Here is a 22,770-nt window from a genome sequence, read left to right on the forward strand (position 1 = left end):
TTCAAATAAAATGGTATGATGGATTTAATGCTTTATAGGAACTGGGTGGGAAAATGACTGCTGTAAATGCTAGACAACAGGAAGCTGATAAATATTCGCTGCATGATGCCGGCTTCAAAAAAATTATGATTGCGATGACGAGTGCATCCATTTTAGTATTCGCTAATTTATACTTTGTGCAGCCGATTATGCCGCTGCTCGTGAAATCATTTGACATCACATCTGCAGCAGCCGGTTTATCACTGTCTGCTGCTGTGGTTTCTATGATTTTCGGATTGTTATTTTTCGGGTTTCTATCTGATCGAATTGGGCGGGTTTCCATAATGAATATTACGCTTGTTTGCACTATTATTCCGTTAGTGCTTTTGCCCGTTTCGCCTAATTTCGAAACGTTTCTGGTGCTGCGTTTCCTGCAGGGCATTTGTATAGCGGGCCTGCCTGCAGCTGCCATCGCGTATCTAGGGGAGGAACTTGATTCTAGAAGCGTCAGTCTCGGCATCACCATGTATATTGCAGCCAATGCCATTGGCGGAATGGCCGGCCGCATCTTCGTCGGGTACATTGCTGATATGGCCAGCTGGCAGACTTCTGTTTACTTCCTATTTGGATTCTCCATTCTGTTATTCATCATTTATTTTATGACTCTGCCAAAATCTCATTATTTTAAGCCCAGTAAAATATCAGTTCAAAAAGACTTATCAGGCATGGGCTCACATCTGAAAAACACGAAACTTTTCCCTGCGTTCGCGATGGGAATCCTCCTCCAATTCTCGTTTACAGGAGTATGGACGTACCTGCCTTTTTACCTCGAACAGGATCCTTTTAATCTTTCTGTAAAAAATATTTCGTTTACTTACCTGGCATACAGCTTCGGTATAGTTGGCTCCATTCTGGGCGGAAGGCTATCTGCTCATTTTAGGCAAGCTACACTGGTCTCGGTCGGAACTGTCATTTTAATAGGAGGGACCTTGCTTACCAATGTGCACTCTTTATCAGTAATTGTAATAGGTCTATGCCTGACCTGTCTTGGATTCTTTGTGGCGCATTCACTGATGGCGGCCATTGTAAATGAGCGCGCTGCCCATCACAAAGCCGGTGCCTCGAGCATCTATCTCGTAAGCTATTACCTTGGAGTGGCAACCGGAGGGACGCTTGCCGGCCTGGTATGGCAGACTGGGGGCTGGACGGGGATTACGGTGGTTTCCTTTGGTCTGCTTCCGGTTGTGGTGTGGCTGATGGCAGGCAGCAGGAAGGTTCATCGCTGATATGATAGAGGGGCTTCGGACAGACTGAGCGGCAATTTAATCGGAGTCCGAACCCGTGTCGCCTTCGGACATGCTAAGCAGAAATTAGTCAGTTAGAGTCCGAACCGTGTCAGAGTCTGACAGTAGGAATAATCCAGTTGGAGTCCGTACTTTTGTCAGCTTCGGGCCAGCAGAGCAGAAATTTCCTTATTGAAGTTCGTCACAAGGCGGATTTATCGAAAATGAACCGTTCATTTACTAAAAACATTTAATACGAAGCTTAAAAGCCCCAATCCAAAACGATTGGGGCATATTTCTTCCATAAAAACCGCACTGAGATGCCTTCATGTATCATTAAAATCAGTTTATGTGCGGATAGACTCAACTTACTTGCGGATAAAATTTTTTCTGTGCTTATAACCACAATTTACGTGCGGATAGAAATTTTTTCGTGCGGTTAGCCATTTTTAAGACTGCAGACCAACACTCCTGCCTCAACCTAACGGGGATCCCGTTCCTGCCCCGTTTTTAAATCAATAACCTTAACCGGGTTCTCTGGAGCATTGACCGTTTTGCTCTCAGGAGCAGCTTTCCCGTTTTCCACCCAGTCGATAAGCAAGTCGAATGACTGGTGAGCGTAAGGCAACAAAGGCTGAAGTTCTTTATCCGGATCGGCGGAGCTGTTCCAGACAAGGCTGTCAACATGGTTCCCATTCTCAATAGTATACATTCGGTGCAGATCCTGCTTTCCGGCTTTCTTGACCAGCTTTTGATATCCCTTTGCATGAATATCCGGGAATATCAGCGAATCAAGGGAACCAGTGAAAGAGATGAGCGGCACATCTATATCTCCAGTATTGGCCACTTCCTTAATATTTTCTTTCACTTCTTTTGGACGGGTCACATATTTATAATCTTCAAAGACAGAATCAAAGGATCGGTCTCTCACGCCATTAACAAAGTTCAGGTAATTGCTCCAATGGGTACGGCCTGGGGCTTCCGGATCGAAATGGTCCCGATAGATATTCAGCGAGACAAACCAGTATACCTGATCATGATAGGCCCATAGTTTTTCCGATCCTTTGGGCAATCCAGCTTTGTATAGCTCTTTAATCGCTTTCTGCTTTATTTTGCCGCTTCCAAACAAAGCTTCCTCCGCATGATTCACTACGGTGGTCAGAGAACTGATTAAATTTGGCTTTTCTTCCGTCCATAACACGCCTTCCCAATCAACTCCTCCATCAAAAAGACGCGGTTCGCCAGTCTTCTCTGGATGGTCATTTTCAAGGGCATAGCGCACGACGTATCCGCCATTGGAAATTCCCATCGCATATGTAGGAATTTTATGCACTGCCGATACTAAATCGCTCGCCGGGTCAGTAGAATCTGCCGGATCGATCAGACCATCGGAATAATGGCTGACTAAGTATCGCTGTGCGGCTTTCGTAACCTGCCGGAACCGCTGGTGCCATTCTGCTACGCTATCATCCTCAGCGGCTAAGGCATTCTTTACTTTTGCAAATGGATCAGCTGAATCAGCGTCACCCTGGGTGCCTTTATCAATCGCTGCAAAAGCATATCCTTTTTCCAGGACATAGTCGCTGAAAAGCAGGTCGGTTGATGTTTCATTTCTTGTAGCCGGGATTCCCGAAACAACCAGCCGGCCATTCCAGTGATCCGGAACCCTTATGACAAACTGGGCATCTTCAAAAATACCATTTACCTGTGTTCCCGTTACAGAAGAAGGCTTATACATTTGATGCCATCCGGTTCCTTCCTCGGCATTTCCCCAGAGATAAGGAGCAAGACCGATGTTTCCGTAAAGGGTCGCCTGCTGATATTGGAGGGGATTCTTGGTGGTCAGCCAGTTGTTGTTCACACCATCAAAGTATTGTTCCGTTACTGTATGCGCACCAGGTATTATGGCCTGGTTTTCCGCAGCAGTTTGCTCGGCAAAACTTCTTTCCGGAAAAAGTGAAAAGCTTAAAGCAGATGCCAGTGATAACGCAATTAGCTTATTTTTCAGATAAATCAATCCCTTCTGCATAATCTCTTACAGTTCTATTCTACTTTTACTAATTATGGGAATCATGGGTCTTAGTAATTAATTATTTGAATTTTCAGTATAAATGAAAGCAGAGCATTGAGAATTGTGATGACTGACCGATGCTAGTACTATAGCCTTACATGCGGGACAAGTTGGAAGCAATGGGAATTCAAGTAGATATGGGCGCTTTAATGAATTCGAGCTAGTAGCGCAACCGGCCAGCACTTACATGGGACCAGTCCCCTTGTAGGGATATGTTCTGACAACCTTTTTTGAAAAGAGGAAGAGCATGCTTACAACTTATAAGCCTAGTCATTTTAAAAGCACACAGGTTCTTGAAAAAGAAGCTGTTTTGGCTGCAATTGAAAATTCTCTGGCTATGATTGAATTTGATAGTAACGGGAAAGTGCTGTGGGCAAATGAGAATTTTGCCCGCACTGTCAAATATCGTGCAGAAGAAATGCCAAATATGATGCATAAGCAATTTTGCACCCCTGAATTTGCCGCCAGCAGGGAATATCAGGAGCTTTGGAGAAATCTGCGCAATGGCAAAAGCTTTCAGGAAAAAATTCAGCGTGTGAACAAGCAAGGAGATCTTATCTGGCTCGAAGCGACTTACACACCGGTATTTGGGAATGATGGCAGTGTAGAAAGTGTTGTAAAGGTTGCTACGGATATTACAGAAAGGGAAACGAATACAGCGCAGGTAGCATTCCAGCTTCAGGCAATGTCAGAAGCCCTTAGTGAAAAAGCAAAAGCTGGAATTGAAAGAAGCAAAGAGGCAGCTCAGGCAATAGCCAAGCTCGTTTATGAGTCCAAAGGGAACCTGGAAATTCTCCATTCTCTCAAATCACAGACACAATCCATCGGCAGCATCGTAAAAACAATCCGTGAAATCGCGGCCCAAACGAACCTCCTGGCATTAAATGCAGCTATTGAAGCAGCACGTGCCGGCGAACATGGCAGAGGCTTCAACGTCGTTGCCGGAGAAGTGCGAAAGCTCGCAAACCGGGTGCAGGACTCCATCCAGGAAGTCAGTGCCCACATCAAAGGAATATCAGATGAAATCAACAAAATTAGTGACGCAACTCTGCAATCACAGTCAGGCATAAGTGAAAACCAGGTTCATAATGAACATGCTGTATCTGCTTTTAAAGATATCGGGGAAGCTGCAAGAAAGCTGGATGAACAGGCGAAGGGTTTTAAGAGTATTTTATAGGAAAATGTGGGCTGCTTTATAGCAGCTCTTTTTTTCTGCAGATAGGAAGAATGGATGAGGCTGGCGAATTTACATATATTCTGTTTATTTTTGATGAGAGAAGATGTTTTTATGAAATATTTCCACAGGACATTCACTTCAGAGTTAAAGGGGAAGATTCATAGAATTGAAAAGGAACTAAAAGAACAAATTGAAAAGCTTCTAAGAGAGAATAAAGCGGCTTTTTCAAAGAAAGGCCTGAAACTCGAGGCTGAATTTAATCAGGAGGGCAGAGATGTTTTCCAGCCTGGATACAGTTCCTCCATTTCACTGGGGATTTCTGATAAAAGAGGGGATCTCATAGATGTAAAAATCATTAAAATTTGGGAATGCGAATACTTTTTTCTTGGAATGCCGGTATCGAAAAAAATCCCTGGAAGCAAGTTGTTTGGGGAGCTTCTGGATGAATCTTCACAAGAAATAACAACGGAGTTAGAACAATGGATAGCTGAATTTTGGGATGAACTTACCAATTAAGAGAAACAGGAGGAAAAAGTATGGGAAATCAATCTTTAAAGCTGCCTAAGGAATTTGAAAAACATCGGAGCGAATTAGAAAAAACAGTTAAATCGTTTGTCTGCATACATGCAGAAAGAGGGGAGACCACACTTTATGAAAGCAAGTTCGGAGGAAAGCCCTACCTTCCAAAAACGAGCGAACATCCAAAGGATGAGCAGGGAAATTATATGAATCTATTTGCGCAAATCAATTTCGAAGAAGTTCCTCACATTGAGCCTATGCCTGAGAGCGGAATTCTTCAATTCTATCTCTCGCCGGCTGATGATATGTACGGACTTGATTTTGATAACCCGGCTGATCAAAAAAATTTTCGGGTTGTTTATCATCCAAATGGCGTGAAAGATGAGTCAGACCTTGTGACAGATTTTTCGTATATGCCTGATTTAGGTGATGAATATGATCCGATAGTCCAGGAAGCAAAGATGATTTTTAACCTTAAGTTCGCTCCTGTACCTGCTGAGGATTTCCGATTTGAGGACATGGTCAAAATTGACTTATTTGAATCCATCGATCATCCGGATTATGAGGATTTATATGAGCTTTACTCCGAGGAATTAGGTGCAGAGGGCCATAAAGTTGGCGGCTATCCCTACTTCACCCAGCAGGATCCTAGAGAAAAAGGGGACCCAACAGGTGATTATAAGATTTTGCTATTCCAGGCGGATACGGACGATGATATTGAGCTGATGTTTGGGGACAGCGGTGTTGCCAACTTCTTTATTAAGGAAGAGGATTTGCGGAAGAGGAATTTTACAGATGTTCTTTATAATTGGGATTGCTGCTAACGTACCAACCCCCAATTATGAGGAGATAACTGAATGGGGGGGTTCACATTTGGACAGAAAAAGGATAAACCTGAGCGGCTGAGTCCGAACCTGAAGCGCCCCTTCGGACAGAAGAAGCAGAAATTCGGGCGAGTGAGTCCGAACATTTAGCCCCTTCGGACAGGAGAAGCAGAAACCCGAGAGATGGAGTCTGGACATGGCAAACTAATTGTCCGCGGTGGAAATCAACAGACTCATTTACAAGCGAAACCCCTATCTAAGAAGAATAAAGGAAATTAGCAATATTAAATTGCGGAAAAGTTAGAAAACTCTTGAATTAATAAAAAATAACCGCTACACTTATAATATACAGTTTTTCGTATATTGATTAAAGGTAAAGAGGTATTACATTATGAGCCGTATTTGGGAAAGTTTATATTCAAAGAATGGGCTGGCTGCAAAGTTTATTGCAAAGGAGCTTATTCAGTTTTCAGAGGGAGAGAGAATCCCCCGCGTAAGTGATTTTACGGAAAAGCTATCCTTGGGCAGGGGAACTGTTCAGGGGGCATTAAGAGTGCTGGAAGATTTGCATGCCATAGCTCTTGAATCCAGAGGACATCTTGGGACCTTTCTGAAGAAGAGGGACATCAACCTGCTGTATGAGATTGCCGGCATCGGACCAGTGATGGGCGTAATGCCGCTGCCTTATTCCCGCAAGTATGAGGGATTGGCGACTGGCATTGTCGAAGGGTTTGAGGAAATCAACAAGAAGTCTGGCCTTGCATATATGAGAGGAGCGAGAAGGCGGATCGAATCATTAAAAACCCGGCGCTACGATTTTGCGATCATGTCTCAGCTGGCGGCAGAAGAGGCAGTGCAGGAGTTTGAGGGCCTGGAAATTCTCCATACACTTGGGCCCGAGACCTATGTAACGTCCCATAGAGTCTTTTTTTCAGATAGCAAAAACAGCGAGATTACCGATGGCATGAAAATAGGAATTGACTATTCATCTGCCGACCAGGCAAATATTACCCTCCTTGAATGTGAAAAGCACAAGGTTGAACTGATAAAGGTGGACTATATGCAGCTTTTCAATATGCTGAAAAACGGCAGTATTGATGCAGCGGTCTGGAATGCAGATGAAGCGAGGGCGCTAAAAACGTTTGCCTCCTCTGACTTTAAATCAAAAAAGGCAAAGGAACTGGCCATAAAAGCAACCACAGCAGCCATTGTCATAGAAAGTGAAAGAACAAATATCAGGGAACAAATCCAGCTCCTCCAGTTTAATAAAGTGGAAGAGACCCAAAGGCTGGTGGAGGAAGGAAACAAGTATCCTCACTATTAAGAAACTGAAGTTCTAGTTTCTTATCAGCACTAATATACTAAATACTGTATTCTGGAGGGATTTAAACATGGATTTAAATCAATTGAAAGAAAGAATGGACATTCTTTTAGCTTCATCTGTTGTCAGTACCAAAGCAGCTGATATAAGCACGTTAGCGTTTATGCATTTACAGTCACACTTGAAAAAAGATGCCATAGATGGAGCTGAAATGCTGTTCACCCATTTGCCGACAGCTCTGACGAGAATTGAAAAGGGTGAACAGGTTGAGGCTCCCCATCCTGCCTTGCTGGATGAAGTTAAACAGTCACTAGAAGCATCAGTGGCAATAAAAGAAATCGATTACGTACAGCAGCTATGGAAGAATCAGCTCCCCCAAGAAGAAATCGATTTTCTGGTCATACATTACACAAATGTACTGCAAATCAACAAAGGAGGAAATTAAGATGAAAATTGTAGTTGGCGGACAGGTTGATAAAAAAGAGATTGAGAGCTTGATAAAAGAGATTGATAGCAGCATAACAACGATGGTTAAGTCGGATCTGGAGGCTGCGATGGCTGTTAAGACGGGACAGGCAGATTATTATGTGGGAGCCTGCCACACAGGCGGCGGCGGAGCTTTGGCCATGGCGATTGCACTACTCGGCAAGCCAAATTGCGAGACCGTCTCCATGCCAGGAAAAAAGCCTGTTGAGGAGAAAATTGTAATCGCTGTCAATGAAGGGAAGAAAGCGTTTGGATTTACAGCTGACCACAAAGAGACCGCAGTGCCTATGATTATCAAAGCTTTAAAGAATAAAAGCTAATCCATTTTATCTGAGGGGGAAATAGAAATGGAAATGACGTTAATTATCCTGATTGGTGCCGTTGCTGCTGTTTTGGCCAATATGAATATTGCGGTTTTCAATGATGGGCTTCGTCCAATTGTCTCCGAACACGTCGAGGGAAGGATGACGAGACGGGATCTTGCCTTCACTGCCTTTGCGATGAGTTTCGGCCTTGTAATCGGATTTGGAATACCTTTTACACTCTCGGCCAGTATCATCCTCGTTCACAGCATCCTGCTGGGAACAGATATTATCGGTTTGCTGACACCGAAAAATAAATGGGGAACACCGCTTGCGGCTGTGATTGGCGGTGCTTATGGAGCAGGGCTGTTAATCGGGCTCGAAGGCTTTGTGAAGCTGTTTGATTATCTGCCGCTTAATTTCCTTGAAGCGATGGGAGCCGTTGGAACACCGGTTGTCGTAACATTTATGGCATTCCCGGCGCTTGCGGTTGCTTTGCAGTTCAGCGTGAAAAAAGGGGTCATAACGTTTATCGTTTCAGCATTAATCCGTCAGCTCGCTGTCTGGCTGAATGAAAGCGGAGTCCTTACGATTTCAGGAACTACAGTAACACTGAACCAGGAAGGAATGGCCCTTATTACAGGAATGATCTTCCTTCTTGTATTTGCCATGAAGGAAAAGGCAGAAGAAGGCTCTTCCATCGACCTTGCCGCAGTATTCAGTGACAAAGTGGCGAAAATCAGAAAAAATGTCGTGTTCTTTATGATTATTGGCGGTCTTATTGCTGCTGCTACGAATCTATGGATCATGGCAGGAGATCCGATTTCTCTAAATCTATTAGCGGAAGGCAAAGCAACAGATGCCGGAATTGCAGCGGCTGCCCGTGCACTAGGTTTTATTCCGCTTGTAGCCAGTACAGCAATTGCAACAGGCGTATACAGCCCGGTCGGATTTACGCTCATTTTCGTCGTCGGATTTTTCTCCCCGAATGTTTGGGTGGCTTTAATCGGCGGGGTCATTATTATTTTCATTGAAGTTATGCTATTAAGTTCAATTGCGAGATTCCTTGATAAATATCCCGGTGTGCGTAATTCCGGAGAAAATATCCGCAGTGCGATGACCAAGCTTCTGGAAGTAGCCCTATTAATCGGCGGAGCAAATGCCGCTAATGCGATTGCGCCGGGGTTCGGATTCTTCTTCATCGCCGGATTCTATTTGCTGAATGAAGCGGCAGGACGTCCGATTGTCCGCATTGCGGTCGGCCCTGTGGGTGCCATTGCAGTCGGAATCATTGCCAATATTTTGGTTGCACTTGGAATCATGAACATACCTCAGTAAAGGAACCAAATAAAGAGAACGGAGTGGACAGCCATGATACAAACCGTACTTGGAAAAATTGCTCCGGAAGAATTGGGGATTTGCTCGGCTCACGAGCATCTCTCCATTGACCTTTCGCGAGTGAAAAAAGATCCGGATACCATACTGGATGATGAACAGGGCATGCGTGAGGAACTGGAGGACTTCTATCGTCTCGGCGGAAGGTCAATGGTGGAAGTGACGAATGACGGCATGGGCCGGGATGCTCATGTGCTAAAAAGGCTGAGCGAGGCAACAGGGGTTCACCTTATTACATGCACAGGCTTCTATAAAGATCCTTATATCCCCCATTTTGCAGACGGCTGGTATGCGGAGCAGTTTGCACAGCATTTTATAAAAGAAGCCAAGGAAGGGATTGCCGAAACGGGCATTCTCCCGGGTGTCATCGGGGAAGTGGGCACTAGCAAAAATGAAATGAAGCCGATTGAACGTGAGCTCTTAATTGGTGCCGCTATGGCCGGAGCCGAAACCGGCCTTCCGGTGACCACTCATACAACGCTCGGAACACTCGGGCTTGAGCAGGTGCAGCTGCTGACAAAGCATGGCCTTCCGGCTGATCAGATCATCATCGGCCATCAGGACCTTAACCCGAATAAAGACGAGGTTCTGGCTGTTTTGGAAACAGGAGCCTATATCGCTTTTGATACGATCGGAAAAAATAATTACCGTCCCGATGAAGAAAGAGCCGCTTTCCTCCTTGATTTCATAAACCTCGGGCTTGAAAAGCAAATTCTTCTTTCAGCAGACTTAACCCGCAAGTCGCATTGGAAGAAGCACGGAGGACCGGGATACGGTCTTGTGCTGGAGACCTTTATTCCAAGATTGAAAGAATCAGGAATTCCGGAAAGCATTCTTCATCAGTTTCTGACCGTTAATCCATCCAGAGCTTTTTCAATAAGGGAGCGATCATAGTGTCCACATATAACCGAGCTGAATTAAAGTACGCAAAATCAGTTTTGCCAAGCCTATCGATACAGGAAGCACAGGAAAAACAATTCAAATTGGTAGACAGAATGAGCCGCTATTTCAAAGGCAGGCAATTTCTTTCAATGGGGGACCTTGGTGTTTCTCCAGCTTATAAGCGTCCGGAACAGACGTATCTTGTGGAAAGAGTTCTGGCGGATTTCTTTGAAGCAGAAGACTGCGCCCTTGTCAGGGGAGCCGGAACAGGCGCGATCCGCAATATTCTAAGCATGCTTTTGTCTCCTGGAGATGAAATGTTCATTCACACTGCACCTGTTTATACGACGACAAAGGAAACGTTAAGGATATTGGGCATTAAAACCGTCCAGGCAGATTACAACCATCTTGAGGAGGTCAGAATGGCCATCAGAAGTAATCAAAATCCTAAAGTTTTCTACATTCAGCATGCACGCCAGCAGCCGACAGATCATTATCAATTAGCCGAAGTCATCAAAGCCGTGAAGGAAGAACGCCCGGATCTTCCAATCGTCGTGGATGACAATTATTGCGCGTTGAAGACAAAGGGAATTGGCGTGGAATTAGGAGCGGATTACTCAACCTTTTCCGGATTTAAGCTTCTCGGGCCGGAAGGAATTGCGGTCATTGCCGGCAAAAAAGAGGCCATCGAACGGGTGCATCACTATAACTACTCGGGCGGCGGCCAGGTTCAGGGCTACGAAGCCATGGAGCTTTTAAGAATGATGACATTTGCACCTGTATCGCTGGCTATTCAAAACGAGCAGGTGGAAGAGCTCTGCCGCCGTCTGAATGAAGGGGCTGTGAACGGGATTCGCGCCGCCTACATGACGAATGCCCAATCCAAAAATGTCATTGTAGAACTCGAAGATCCGATTGCCCAAAGAGTGATCAGCATCAGTGATGAGCATGGGGCGGCCACTCATCCGGTTGGGGCGGAATCAAAATATGAAATTATCCCGATGATTTACCGAGTTTCCGGCAGCTTTTTGGAAGCACAGCCCGAGCTGAAGGAATATGGACTGCGCATTAATCCGATGAAATCAGGAGCGGGCACGATCATCGGCATTCTGGAAAAAGTGATACCTCTTGCAAAAGAAGTGCAGCATCGTTGATACCCGTAAATAAAGGGGGAAACTTCAATGTTTTTAGATGTAACAAGGCGCAGAAATCCTAAGCTTATTCAATCAGGTGTCACTTTGCACCAAAGCGGGCAAATACCCCCGAATACGTACGTGATTGACCTCGATATACTCGGAGAGAATGTAGAAGCTCTGGCAGAAACGGCAAAAAATCATGACTTTACGCTTTATTTTATGAGCAAGCAGCTTGGAAGGCTTCCGTTTATAGGCCAGTTTATAGCAGAGCACGGAATCGAAAGAGCGGTTGCTGTTGAATTCGACGAAGCCAAAACATTGGCAGAAGGCGGCGTTAAACTAGGAAATGTCGGCCACCTGGTTCAGCCGGGGAAAAATCAGTGGCCGGAAGTGCTGTCGTGGAATCCGGAAGTCATTACCCTATTTTCCTTTGCGCGTGCCAGACAGCTTTCTGATGCAGCTGTTCAATCAGGCATGGTGCAGGATGTACTTCTCAGGGTGTATGCAGAAGGCGATATGATTTATCCCGGACAGCAGGGCGGCTTTCGATTGGAAAAGCTGGATGAAGAGCTTCTCGAACTGGCCGGGCTTCCAGGGATTAACATAGCAGGCGTCACGACCTTCCCGAACCTTCAGATATCTCAGGACAGGAGAAGCATGGAGCCGACTCCTAACTTTAAAACCCTCCTAAAAGCAAAAGAGGTTCTGGAGAAAAAGGGCATTATTGTAAAGCAGGTAAACGGTCCAAGTGCGACCAGCTGTGAAACCATACCGTTCCTGGCAGAACAGGGTGTAACACATGGAGAACCGGGACATGCCCTCACCGGAACGACCCCGCTGCATGCTTACCGGAATCTCCCTGAGAAACCTGCCATTGTATATGTAACGGAAGTGTCCCACAAGGATCAGGAGCATTATTACGTCATTGGCGGCGGCTATTACGGACGCTCCCATTTAACCGGGTGTCTGGTCGGAAACAATGAAAAAGACATATTGAGGCAGTATGTAAAAGCAATCGAACCGGCTCCTGAAGCGATTGATTACTATGGCGCGATTGAGAAACCGAACGGTTTTAAGATTTCTGAAGGTGATACAGCTGTTTTCTCTTTCCGTACCCAGGTGTTTGTCACGAGGGCCCATATAGCCCTGGTAAAAGGAATTCAGAGCGGAAAGCCGGAATTGGTTCACTTTGAGAGGAAGTGGTAAGGATGGCAAAAGCAATTCTGCTGGTGATTGACAGCTTTGGCATCGGGGCAATGGAGGATTGTGGAGAGTACAGCCCTGGTGACTGCAGGGCCAATACCTATAAGCATATCCGGGAATCGGTTGATTTTTTAAACATACCAACTCTATATCAGCTTGGGCTGGGAACGCTTGTCGATGGCAAGGCAGCCCCTGCCAATGCTTACGGATGCTCGGCACTGGCCCATCACGGGGCAGATACGTACCTCGGGCATCAGGAAATTGCCGGAAGTTGCCCGAAGCGCTCAAATAAAAGGCTGATGAAGGATATTCATCCGGATTTGGCACAAGCATTAATAGAAGCAGGCTGCCAGGTTGAATACCCATGGGAAGACAGGCCGGTGCTGCTGGTAAACGGTGCCTGTGTCATTGGGGATAATCTTGAATCTTCATTAGGAAATATCATCAATTTAACCGCTGATTTTAATAAAATGCCTTTCCAGGAGTTAAAGAAAGTCGGAAAGATTGTCCGCCAGAACGTAGACACCAGCCGTGTGATTGCTTTTGGAGGACCCTATACAACCATCGAACATATCCTGTCAGTTGTTCATGAAAGAAATTCCGGCCAGTGGGGAGTGGATGCCCCGAAGGCCAAGGTGTACGGCAAAGGCTATGAAGTCTATCACATGGGCTACGGTGTAAACATAGACGGACAATTTCCGATGATAGCTGCCAGACATGGCCTTAAAGTACATCGGATTGGCAAAACGGCCGATGTTTTGCATGGAGAAGGACCTGCAGATCCGATTGTGGATACCGAGAAGGTTTTGCGATCTTTAGAGAAATCTTATTTGGGAGAAAAAGAGGACGCGGCGTTTCTGGTTAATGTACAGGAGACAGACCTGGCCGGACATGCTGAGGATGCCGAATGGTATGCCAGACTGCTGAATACAACCGACCAGTGGCTCGCAGAATTCCTGCCCAAGATGGCAGAGGAGGATCTGATCATTATTATGGCCGACCATGGCAACGACCCGACTATCGGCCATTCCAACCATACGAGGGAATACGTTCCAATACTTGCTGCCGGGAAGCGGGTAAAACCGGTGAACATAGGGAAGCGTAATTCGATGGCTGACGTTGGGGCGACATTTAGCGAGTTTTTTAGATTGCCTGCGACTGAGGAAGGCGAGAGTTTTTTGAAGATGGTTGTAGATTGAGAGAGGTGGAAGCCTTGGGGTTATAAATTCAGATTATAGAGGATTAGACAAAATAGTGGAAGAACTGTTTTATCAGATGATCATGGAGATAGCGAAAAAGGTCTTCTCCTAAATGTCTTATTAAAAAAATAGCTTACCTAATTCGAACAGGACAATCTTTTAGAACAGATTGAATACTCTTGATAGAGGGAGACTTAAAGTTAATTTGAAATAAATAGAGTGTTTTATAAGAGGAAGGCGTCCAGATGATTGGAAGCCTTTTTCGTGTTCAAGATTAGAATGTAACTTTAGACTTTGATAACTGTCCAGCTCCATAAGTATTACTCGATAGAAATTACTCCGTACGGCGAAAAGGGGTGGCTTTTAGGAGGAGGTGCTACCGGCTCTGCTATATGGTCTTATGCGTGGCTAGTTGAACTCCCAAAACTCTTTGTCTAATTAGGCTGGCACCTTGCCCAGTTCTTATGAGCTATATGGTTCAAATCACTTATTTTCTCTATTTCTTTTTCCTTAAAAAGCAATCTGTATTTATGTCTTTTGGTTCATTTATCTAAAAATAAAATATTTTCAATTAACTTTATGGCTTTTGTCTATTAAACTATTTCTTAAGTAACACGAAAGTTTCGTTCTACATAATAATATTTATCTTAGGAGGATGAAAATGAAAAAGATTTCAAAAGCCGTAATACCTGCTGCACTTGCATTATCAATGGTTGCATCTACAACAGCTTTTGCAGACCCGCAATCAAACCCGAATGGCCCTTACATCGAGAATGAGCAAAACATTTCTTTATCCAGCTATATGTCAAATGAAGAGCTGTTTAAGAAGCTTCAAAACCTGGAATCTCAATCTAAAGGCAAAATGAAGCTTGAAATTGCCGGTTACTCCAACCAGTCTCCTGATGGCTACCAAACTGAAGAAGATAAAGGCGAGCCGCTATATGTTGTAAAGTTTGGTGATGCTGACTCCAATAAAAAACGGGTGCTAATTACGACACAAATTCATGGGAACGAGCAAATCGGCACAGAGGCTGCTATCGATATTATTCAAAAATTATCTTCAGGTGCGAAAGATGTAAATGAAATGCTGGACAAAGTGTCTATCTGGATTATGCCTCGTATCAATCCTGAAGGAGCAGACAATCTGTATGAAGGAAAATGGTACCCAACAAGGTATACTCACCAAACGTGGCTGCCGGAAAACATTGACCTTCCAGAAGGAACTGCTGCTCCATGGTATTATAACAGCGATGGAAGCGAAAGAGCTCAAAATAACAATGGGCGTGTAGTTTACGGAATTCCGGGATACGATCAAAATCGTGACTACAATCCGAATTTGAATTTTAGAGTGGAAGACCAGGATAAAGCAGAAGTTGCAGATTTTCTAAATAGCAGAGCAACAAATAATAGTAACTACGGCGGATTCTTTGTAACAGCTGAATCCAGAACAGTAACAAGTGTCTTCCAGGATTTACAGCCTGATGTGTATGTTGATGTACATCACCGCGGATTCAATACCGTCTCTGACGAAGACAATCGCTCTGTTCCAATGCAGCTGGCTGCTGTAGTGGCAGATCCATATATAGATCCATTCACAGGACAACAGTACGAAGTTGATGAAGATGTTCTTAAACTAGGCAAACAGGTAAATGCTCTTGCTTCTCAAACATTACAGAGAGGATTTTCCCACTATGGTGCAGTTCAGAAATATCCTGATGTAAATCTTCCAGGTACTGCACTTGGTGCATTTGCCTTAAATGATGCAGCGATTATGCTAATGGAGATTAAAGGTCAAAGCCAGACTTTAGGCCAAAAACAGGCTGGTATGCTGAAAGAGACGGTCAAGGCTCCTCTTTACGATTTATTCAACGCACTTGCAGATGGATCGATCGATGAAGTAGATCCTGCTGTGTATGACGCTATCCCAGAAGCTTCAAACAGTATCTCAGACCCGACTACAAGAGATTAAGAGTGAAATTTTTAATTGAAAAAGCCCCTTCGTTCAGTTGAATGGGGCTTATTTTATTAAGTTTATCATCTATTCTTCAATTTGTTTAAAAAGCTTATTTTAGAATTCTATTGAGTCAGCGGCCCCTTCCATATACCCTTTCTTAGAATGTCCAAATTCGAACTGTGAACGCTGCTTAAGCTCTGAGTGACGATTAGTTATTACTCTCTGCGGATTAGAAGCAGCAAGTTCAGTCCATAAAGTTCAGATGGAGTATTTCATATATTGAAAATAATAAAGCAACTGGCTCAGAATCAAAAGAAAGATAGGAATACCTTCTTTAGTGCCCCTCCACAATTTTCCGTTTTGAAGGTCCTCTTTAATGAATTGGACTTCTGTTACATGATCCTTCGTTATATTAGGCAACTAAACAAACTTTCAACCTTCACATGTGGAAGAAAAATTTGTACATACCTTAAAAAGACACTTACATCAATTATTATAATTATTTGTGAATAAGAACCAGATCATTAACCGGCATCAAAACACAGTAAAAAGTTTGGAGGGATAAGGTACCTGTCCCTTTATCCAGTTTTCCTGATTTTACTAGTGCTATTATACCGGGTTAAAAGTTATAATCCTTATATGAAATATTTACTAATGGAGTGAAATATATGAAAAAACTCAGCACTAGAATTGCAATGGTTATGGCTCTTGGAATGGCAATTGTTTTACTCGGCAATATTGCTATGCTCTACTTAAGCACGAAAAATTCAGTAGAGTCTTCTATTGAAAATTTTAGTATAAGCATTGCAGACAATATAGCTTCAAAGATGCAAACAGATAAGTATGAGGATTTTTTGAAGAATCCCGAACAGTCTGAGGCCTATTGGGATCTTCGGGAACAGCTGAATGATTTTCGGGAGAAAACGGGTGCGTTTTACGTTTATACTTTAATGGCCGATTCCGAGAAGAAAGAGCTCTTTATAATGGTTGATGGCCTGCCGAAGAACTCGGATATGGCTGCGGAAATTAAAACACCGACAACTGCTACAGCGTATGAAGATATTTCTCCTGTATTAGATGGAAAAGCATCAAGCTCACCGATCGTTCATGATCCGGAATATGGGGATTATCTTTCAGCGTTTGTACCAATTAAAGCCGATGGAAAAGTAATCGGGATATTGGGTGTCGACATCAATGCAGAGAATGTTAATAGTATTTCAGATCAAGTACTGCAAAAAGAGCTCCCTATGAACCTGGTGATAAATATACTGTTAATCCTTGCAGTTGTTGCCATACTGTCCTGGTTCGTCAAAAAAAGACTGCACCCTCTGCAGAATATCAGTTCAGCAGCCCAATTGATGGCTGATGGAGATCTTCGGGGTGCAGAAGAGAAGGCTAATTCCATTAAGGTAAAAGGGGATGACGAAATTGGTTTTGTTACAGAGTCATTCAAAAAAATGACGCACCATACAAAAGTGATGGTTGAAGATATAAAAGCATCTTCAGAAGCACTCTTGGTCTCCTCGGGTAAAATAGAAAACAAGATGGAAGATATCAGCCAGGCCAGCAGCCTGATTGTCAGAGGGATTCAGGAAGTGGCAGGGGCTACTGATACACAGCTGATCAGAAGTGAGGAATCTGCAAAAGCAATAGAAGAAATGGCCATAGGCATACAGCGTATTGCGGAAGCTTCGACAGATGTGAGCGAACAATCCAATACAGTTACACAGCAGGTAAAGGAAGGATTTGATGAAATTCAATCCATCATCCGGCAGATCAATGAGATTAAAAAGACTGTAAATGATTCATCCTTATTTATAGAAGAGCTGGGTACGCAGGCTATTGAAATTGAGGATATTGTGAACCTGATTTCAGGCATAGCAGAGCAAACCAATCTGCTTGCATTAAATGCAGCCATTGAAGCAGCCAGAGCAGGCGAACATGGCAAAGGCTTCGCGGTTGTATCCCAGGAGGTTAAAAAGCTGGCAGAAGGCTCAAAAGCATCTGCTGCACAAATTGCCGAAAAGCTAAATCACTTTAGATCGTCCATTGAACAGGCAGTCGGAAATATGCATGCGAGCTCAGGTAAAGTGGAAGAAGGCACAGTTCTGGTCAATAGTGCCGGAGAGAAATTCAATCAGATTCTGCATGCTGTTGAAGGTGTTACTGGGGAAATTCAGGAGGTTTCTGCTGTAACAGAAGAGCTCTCTGCCGGATCAGAAGAGATTTCTGCATCCATTGATGAATTTGCGGGTCTGTCTAAAGACACAGCACAAATTTCCCGCGAAGTCGCAGCCTCAACAGACCAGCAGGAGGATGCGGTAGAAAAGATTTCAGAGCTGACCGTTCAGCTGAGTATGCTTTCTAAACAGCTGGAACAGTCGGTGGAGAAGTTTAGATTATAAGATGGAAGCCGTTCTCTATAGAGAGCGGTTTTTTATTTTGTTACTAAAAGTGAATGAAATTCGAAAGAGAAGTTCTAGAAGTGACACCAAAAATGTCCCCTTTGTCCCGTTTGAAAAAATAAACCATTTGACTGAGTTTTCTCACGGACCATCTAGGGAAACAAGCAAAGGTGAACTTATTACCTTATCAAAAGGGGGGCAGCCCAGCTCAACATATCTACATAAAGAGGAGTGTTCAAATGAATTACATAAAGTGGATCGCGGCAGCAGCCGCAATGGTATTTGTGCTGAGCTTCAGCCAGCCCAAGGCAGATGCTGCTGTTCTAAAGAATGGCTCAGCAGGCCCGGAAGTTACATATATTCAATCAGCATTGCAAAAGCTTGGTTATTTTTATACAGACAATACAGGATATTATGGAACGGTAACAGAGAATGCAGTAAGAAACTTTCAATATGATTTCGGTTTAGCAGCTGATGGCATTGTAGGAGTTAACACAGCAGAAATGCTTAGAAATGTGGACATGCTGGCTCATGTGGTTTATGGGGAAGCGCGCGGGGAAAGCTATGAAGGCCAAGTGGCAGTTGCGGCTGTCGTTCTTAATCGTATGGAGTCCAATGAATTCCCGGATACTCTCTCAAATGTTATTTTTCAAAAGAATGCCATTACAGCTGTGAATGACGGTCAGTACTGGCTGCAGCCCGATGCTGAAGCTTATCAGGCAGTAAGAGATGCTTTTGATGGATGGGATCCAACTGGCGGTGCAGTCTATTATTACAATCCTTATACAGCTACAGATCAATGGATATTTACTAGAACAGTCATTAAACAAATCGGCAGTCACAATTTTGCCTACTAAATTGAGGCACCTTTCCTGTTCAAGCGGGGAAGGTGCCTTATTTAGTTCTTCTTATAATAAAAGAAAATCTGGTAATTTATATTACAAAAATATTAAAATCGCTTTAATCTGTAACATAAAAAGAGTTTTACTGAAATCTCTCTGTTATCTTATGGTGTTAATATGTTCCTATCAAGGGACATAAAGGAGATATCATGAAGAAATTAGTAATCTATCTAATCACAGCTGTTTTTCTATCGTTTGGATTTTCCAATGTCACTTCAGCCGCAGGAAATACGTATACAGTAAAAAAAGGGGACACGCTTTGGGCGATCTCTAAAAAACATAATGTTACCGTTAACCAAATTAAATCCTGGAATAAATTAAAATCAAATACAATCAAACCAAAACAAGTGCTAAAAGTTACTGCTTCATCGGCAAAAGCTGCAGCACCTAATAAGACAGCTGTAAAGGCTGCATCAACGAAAGCCTATAAAGAAATTAAAGTGAAAGCGACTGCCTACACTGCCAGCTGCAAAGGGTGCAGCGGCATTACTTATACAGGAATCAACCTGAAAAAGAACCCGAACGCCAAGGTGATTTCGGTGGATCCGAAGGTTATTCCACTGGGATCAAAAGTTTATGTACCTGGGTATGGAGAGGCAATTGCAGGCGACAAAGGCTCTGCAGTAAGAGGCAATAAAATTGACGTCTTCATTCCAAACAAACAGAAAGCCCTGCAATGGGGCAGCAAAACGGTTACTATTAAAGTTTATAAATAATAGAAATGAAGAGAATCTTCCTGGCGGGGATTCTCTTTTTGTTTGGGAAAAAATATCTCCGGTGCGCATCTGGGTTTTTAGACCTATTTATGAAACGGGGATATTTTCTCATTTTTACTTATTTACTCAATTTTTACAAATATCAGATTGTATACCAAAAAGAAGAGTGATTTACTAGAATGGTAGTGTCATGTAAACGTTTAAAATAAGGAAATAGGAGTGGATTACATGATTGGAAAGCAGCGGAAAAAGTTGCTTAGCTTTATTAGTGTCTTTGCTTTGATTCTTAGTCTTTTTAGTCCTTTTGCCACGGCAAGTGCAGAAGAAGTGAAGTCTGTGGCAGAAGCTATTGCGGATAATAACGGAGTTGCCACAGTCGAAGGTTATATTGTTGGAGTTACAAAGAGTACTTCAAGCTATAGCCATAGCGGTCCGTTTACAATGGCAACCAATATTGCCATGGCAGACTCACCCGATGAAAGAGATCCCGGTAAAATACTGCCGGTTCAGCTTCCGAGCGGGTATGTGAGATCAGGATTAAACCTGGTGGACAACCCTGATAACCTTGGAAAGAAAGTTCAAATTACCGGTTCACTGGAAGCCTACTTTACAGTTCCAGGATTAAAGAACTCATCGGCTTATTCTTGGGTGGAAGAAACAGACCCAACAAAGGTTTCAGCTGTAACTGCTTCCCCTGAAGCAGGTCCAGTTAAGCAGGGAACAGGTATTGTTTTATCGACAGAAACGGAAGGAGCAGTCATTCATTACACGGTGGATGGATCAGAGCCAACTTCTAAAAGTGATACATATACTGATCCGATTGTCATTAATGAAAGAACAACCATTAAAGCCTTTGCTGTTAAAGAAGGCTTAACAGACAGCAGAGTAGCTGAATTTACTTATACGCCTGCATTAGGCGGACTTCGCATTCATGATATTCAAGGTGCAGGGCATTATTCCGAATATGCCAACCAATATGCTGCGGATGTGGAAGGCATCGTCACAAAAGTGGCAGATGCAAACAATTTCTATATGCAGGACCTGCAGCCTGACCAGGATCCTAATACTTCTGAAGGAATTCTCGTTTACAAGAAAAATCACGGAGCACAAGCGGGCGATGTGGTTACAGTAACAGGACAGATTAAAGAATGGGTACTTGACGGCTATGCTGAAAAACTGGAGACAGATTTGCCTGTAACCGAAATTAATGCTTCAGCAATTAATAAAATAGCGTCAGGCCAGGAGCTTCCGGCTCCAGTCATTCTCAGTAAAGAAAACCTGCCAACTGAAGTGATCGATAATGACAGCTTTGGTGAGTTTGATCCGGAGCAGGATGGAATCGATTTTTATGAAAGCCTGGAAGGCATGCTTGTTCAGGTGGACAACCCTAAAGTAGTTGCGCCTCAAAAATACGGTGAGCTTGTGGTTGTTCCAGGAGATGTTGAAACAAACACAGCGGCAGGCGGACTGCGCATTTCAGAAAATGATTATAATCCTGAGAGAATCACATTGGATATTAACGATGAAGATTTTGTTGCCAAAATGGGCGACAGCTTTAAAGGCAGCGTCCAGGGTGTCGTCAGCTACGGATTCAGCAACTATAAAGTATTAAGTGATGCAGATTCATTGCCGGAATTTGAGGAAGGCCCTGCGGCAAGAGAAGAAACAAGTCTTATCCCTGAAGAAGATCAATTAACCATCGCGTCTTATAATGTTGAAAACTTCTCAACAAAAACGGATGCGGAAAAGGTTACGAGATTAGCAGAAGCAATCGTTAAAAATATGAAGCACCCGGATATCATTGGTCTGACAGAGGTTCAGGATAATGACGGACCAATAGATAGCGGCACAACAGAAGCCGATCTAAGTGCAGCATTATTAATTGAAAAAATAAAAGAACTGGGCGGTCCAGCTTACACATACACAGATATCGCTCCAGAAGATAAACAGGATGGCGGCCAGCCGGGAGGAAACATCCGTGTCGGCTTCCTTTATAACGCTGAAAGGGTAACATTATCGGAAGGCGAAAAAGGGTCAGCAACGGATGCGGTTGATTTTGAAGACGGCAAATTAACGCTAAACCCAGGACGCATTGATCCCTCCAATGAAGCATTTGAAGATAGCCGCAAAGCATTGGCGGCCCAGTTCGAATTCCAGGGCGAAAGCGTTATTGTTGTAGCTAACCATTTTAACTCGAAAGGCGGGGATTTTCCGTTATTCGGCAAAGTGCAGCCTCCCGTCTTAAACAGTGAAATTCAGCGCATGAAAATCGCTAACGTGGTTAACGGTTTCGTAAAGGAAGTAAAAGCAGAAAACCCTAATGCCAATATCGTCCTGCTTGGCGACTTTAATGATTTTGAATTCTCCAATCCTTTAAAGGCATTAAAGGGTGATGAATTAACCAACATGATTGAAAAGGTTCGGGCAGAAGAGCGCTATACGTACAACTACCAGGGAAATGCACAGGTGCTGGATCATATTTTAGTATCCAACAACCTTGCCAAGAAAACAGAGGTTGATATTCTTCATATTAACTCTGGCTTCATGGAAGAACACGGCCGTGCAAGTGACCATGACCCTGTCATGATTCAGACAAGCTTAAAGCCGGCAGTTAAACCGGAAGAGCCTAAATATGATCATGTTTTTAATCTAGTAAACTACCACGCGAAGAAATTCGTTGTTGGACCACATAATGCCTTGGTGATTATGGATGGAACATCCAGCCTCTCTCAAGGATTGTGGCTGAAGAAATCAGCCGCGGTTAAAGGCGATGGCCTGAAAAATACAAAAGTGGTTATCAGCTCTGCCAACAAAGGAGCAATTGTCGATTTAACAGGATCAGATATAAAGGAAGTCATGGTCGAAAGCAGCAAAGTTGTGGAAATCCGCGGTGCCGAAAATGTCCAAAAATGGACACTTGGGAAAAAAGCGGATCCGTCTCATATTATTATCAAAGATTCGGAGGGGGAAGAAATAGATTCCCCATATGAGGAAGAGGAAGCAGCATAGCATTTAA

At 43.7% G+C, this 22,770-nt stretch carries 18 protein-coding genes and 1 riboswitch; of the genes, 17 read left to right on the forward strand and 1 reads right to left on the reverse strand.

The genetic code is table 11. From position 1 onward, the window contains the following. Positions 1–53 precede the first annotated feature (53 nt). Positions 54–1,265, forward strand: coding sequence for an MFS transporter (locus tag MKY20_RS05400; RefSeq protein ID WP_251174288.1), 1,212 nt, complete (start codon positions 54–56; stop codon positions 1,263–1,265). Between the two features lie 478 nt (positions 1,266–1,743). Here MKY20_RS05400 and MKY20_RS05405 read toward each other — a convergent pair whose 3' ends face one another. Then, positions 1,744–3,291 (reverse strand): alpha/beta hydrolase, encoded by a 1,548-nt coding sequence (locus MKY20_RS05405; RefSeq protein ID WP_251266806.1) that lies wholly within the window; start codon positions 3,289–3,291, stop codon positions 1,744–1,746. Between the two features lie 145 nt (positions 3,292–3,436). Next, a riboswitch (cyclic di-GMP riboswitch) is annotated at positions 3,437–3,520 on the forward strand. A gap of 60 nt (positions 3,521–3,580) precedes the next feature. On the opposite strand from MKY20_RS05405, the gene MKY20_RS05410 reads away from it, so the two are divergent. The 16 genes from MKY20_RS05410 to MKY20_RS05485 all read left to right on the forward strand — a co-directional run bounded on the left by MKY20_RS05410 (position 3,581) and on the right by MKY20_RS05485 (position 22,763). Further along, complete coding sequence (locus MKY20_RS05410) at positions 3,581–4,510, forward strand: methyl-accepting chemotaxis protein (RefSeq protein ID WP_071157188.1); 930 nt, start codon at positions 3,581–3,583, stop codon at positions 4,508–4,510. A 111-nt stretch (positions 4,511–4,621) separates the two neighbouring features. Beyond that, positions 4,622–5,026, forward strand: a complete 405-nt coding sequence (locus tag MKY20_RS05415) for a hypothetical protein (RefSeq protein WP_251174287.1) — start codon at positions 4,622–4,624, stop codon at positions 5,024–5,026. 20 nt (positions 5,027–5,046) lie between these two features. Continuing rightward, positions 5,047–5,853: a YwqG family protein gene (locus tag MKY20_RS05420; protein ID WP_251174286.1), complete on the forward strand. Its 807-nt coding sequence runs from the start codon at positions 5,047–5,049 to the stop codon at positions 5,851–5,853. 391 nt (positions 5,854–6,244) lie between these two features. Further along, positions 6,245–7,177 carry a GntR family transcriptional regulator YhfZ gene (yhfZ, locus tag MKY20_RS05425; RefSeq protein ID WP_009332154.1) on the forward strand — a complete coding sequence of 311 codons (933 nt, stop codon included), beginning with the start codon at positions 6,245–6,247 and terminating at the stop codon, positions 7,175–7,177. Positions 7,178–7,244: 67 nt separating this feature from the next. After that, positions 7,245–7,619 (forward strand): PRD domain-containing protein, encoded by a 375-nt coding sequence (locus MKY20_RS05430; RefSeq protein ID WP_009332153.1) that lies wholly within the window; start codon positions 7,245–7,247, stop codon positions 7,617–7,619. A gap of 1 nt (position 7,620) precedes the next feature. Then, complete coding sequence (locus MKY20_RS05435; protein ID WP_071156324.1) at positions 7,621–7,980, forward strand: DUF2620 domain-containing protein; 360 nt, start codon at positions 7,621–7,623, stop codon at positions 7,978–7,980. A 27-nt stretch (positions 7,981–8,007) separates the two neighbouring features. After that, positions 8,008–9,300, forward strand: coding sequence for a YhfT family protein (locus tag MKY20_RS05440; RefSeq protein WP_217026567.1), 1,293 nt, complete (start codon positions 8,008–8,010; stop codon positions 9,298–9,300). A 33-nt stretch (positions 9,301–9,333) separates the two neighbouring features. Further along, entirely contained in the window at positions 9,334–10,251 is a 918-nt protein-coding gene (locus tag MKY20_RS05445) for a phosphotriesterase family protein (RefSeq protein ID WP_251174285.1), read from the forward strand. Then, on the forward strand, positions 10,251–11,393 hold the full coding sequence (locus tag MKY20_RS05450) for an aminotransferase class V-fold PLP-dependent enzyme (RefSeq protein ID WP_019380671.1): 1,143 nt from the start codon (positions 10,251–10,253) through the stop codon (positions 11,391–11,393). Before MKY20_RS05445 ends, MKY20_RS05450 begins: the two co-directional genes overlap by 1 nt. 27 nt (positions 11,394–11,420) lie before the next feature. Continuing rightward, the gene (locus MKY20_RS05455; protein WP_251174284.1) at positions 11,421–12,581 is read left to right on the forward strand and encodes a YhfX family PLP-dependent enzyme; all 1,161 of its coding nucleotides are present in this window, start codon (positions 11,421–11,423) and stop codon (positions 12,579–12,581) included. A 2-nt stretch (positions 12,582–12,583) separates the two neighbouring features. Then, positions 12,584–13,777 (forward strand): phosphopentomutase, encoded by a 1,194-nt coding sequence (locus MKY20_RS05460; RefSeq protein WP_251174283.1) that lies wholly within the window; start codon positions 12,584–12,586, stop codon positions 13,775–13,777. Positions 13,778–14,438: 661 nt separating this feature from the next. Further along, on the forward strand, positions 14,439–15,746 hold the full coding sequence (locus MKY20_RS05465; protein WP_251174282.1) for a M14 family zinc carboxypeptidase: 1,308 nt from the start codon (positions 14,439–14,441) through the stop codon (positions 15,744–15,746). A 653-nt stretch (positions 15,747–16,399) separates the two neighbouring features. Then, positions 16,400–18,136 carry a methyl-accepting chemotaxis protein gene (locus tag MKY20_RS05470; RefSeq protein WP_251174281.1) on the forward strand — a complete coding sequence of 579 codons (1,737 nt, stop codon included), beginning with the start codon at positions 16,400–16,402 and terminating at the stop codon, positions 18,134–18,136. 239 nt (positions 18,137–18,375) lie between these two features. After that, the gene (locus tag MKY20_RS05475) at positions 18,376–18,993 is read left to right on the forward strand and encodes a cell wall hydrolase (protein WP_251266810.1); all 618 of its coding nucleotides are present in this window, start codon (positions 18,376–18,378) and stop codon (positions 18,991–18,993) included. A 194-nt stretch (positions 18,994–19,187) separates the two neighbouring features. Then, positions 19,188–19,754: a 3D domain-containing protein gene (locus MKY20_RS05480; protein WP_251174279.1), complete on the forward strand. Its 567-nt coding sequence runs from the start codon at positions 19,188–19,190 to the stop codon at positions 19,752–19,754. 228 nt (positions 19,755–19,982) lie between these two features. Continuing rightward, on the forward strand, positions 19,983–22,763 hold the full coding sequence (locus MKY20_RS05485) for a DUF6359 domain-containing protein (protein WP_251174278.1): 2,781 nt from the start codon (positions 19,983–19,985) through the stop codon (positions 22,761–22,763). The last annotated feature ends 7 nt before the right edge of the window (positions 22,764–22,770 follow it).

It is taken from the genome of Cytobacillus sp. FSL W8-0315, from assembly GCF_038002905.1.
GTDB lineage: Bacteria > Bacillota > Bacilli > Bacillales > Cytobacillaceae > Cytobacillus > Cytobacillus pseudoceanisediminis.

Excerpts from the sequence above, each read along its gene's own strand:
- MKY20_RS05400 (WP_251174288.1), top strand. The coding sequence starts at position 54 with ATGACTGCTGTAAATGCTAGACAACAGGAAGCTGATAAATATTCGCTG.
- MKY20_RS05405 (WP_251266806.1), bottom strand. The coding sequence starts at position 3,291 with ATGCAGAAGGGATTGATTTATCTGAAAAATAAGCTAATTGCGTTATCA.
- MKY20_RS05410 (WP_071157188.1), top strand. The coding sequence starts at position 3,581 with ATGCTTACAACTTATAAGCCTAGTCATTTTAAAAGCACACAGGTTCTT.
- MKY20_RS05415 (WP_251174287.1), top strand. The coding sequence starts at position 4,622 with ATGAAATATTTCCACAGGACATTCACTTCAGAGTTAAAGGGGAAGATT.
- MKY20_RS05420 (WP_251174286.1), top strand. The coding sequence starts at position 5,047 with ATGGGAAATCAATCTTTAAAGCTGCCTAAGGAATTTGAAAAACATCGG.
- yhfZ (WP_009332154.1), top strand. The coding sequence starts at position 6,245 with ATGAGCCGTATTTGGGAAAGTTTATATTCAAAGAATGGGCTGGCTGCA.
- MKY20_RS05430 (WP_009332153.1), top strand. The coding sequence starts at position 7,245 with ATGGATTTAAATCAATTGAAAGAAAGAATGGACATTCTTTTAGCTTCA.
- MKY20_RS05435 (WP_071156324.1), top strand. The coding sequence starts at position 7,621 with ATGAAAATTGTAGTTGGCGGACAGGTTGATAAAAAAGAGATTGAGAGC.
- MKY20_RS05440 (WP_217026567.1), top strand. The coding sequence starts at position 8,008 with ATGGAAATGACGTTAATTATCCTGATTGGTGCCGTTGCTGCTGTTTTG.
- MKY20_RS05445 (WP_251174285.1), top strand. The coding sequence starts at position 9,334 with ATGATACAAACCGTACTTGGAAAAATTGCTCCGGAAGAATTGGGGATT.
- MKY20_RS05455 (WP_251174284.1), top strand. The coding sequence starts at position 11,421 with ATGTTTTTAGATGTAACAAGGCGCAGAAATCCTAAGCTTATTCAATCA.
- MKY20_RS05460 (WP_251174283.1), top strand. The coding sequence starts at position 12,584 with ATGGCAAAAGCAATTCTGCTGGTGATTGACAGCTTTGGCATCGGGGCA.
- MKY20_RS05465 (WP_251174282.1), top strand. The coding sequence starts at position 14,439 with ATGAAAAAGATTTCAAAAGCCGTAATACCTGCTGCACTTGCATTATCA.
- MKY20_RS05470 (WP_251174281.1), top strand. The coding sequence starts at position 16,400 with ATGAAAAAACTCAGCACTAGAATTGCAATGGTTATGGCTCTTGGAATG.
- MKY20_RS05475 (WP_251266810.1), top strand. The coding sequence starts at position 18,376 with ATGAATTACATAAAGTGGATCGCGGCAGCAGCCGCAATGGTATTTGTG.
- MKY20_RS05480 (WP_251174279.1), top strand. The coding sequence starts at position 19,188 with ATGAAGAAATTAGTAATCTATCTAATCACAGCTGTTTTTCTATCGTTT.
- MKY20_RS05485 (WP_251174278.1), top strand. The coding sequence starts at position 19,983 with ATGATTGGAAAGCAGCGGAAAAAGTTGCTTAGCTTTATTAGTGTCTTT.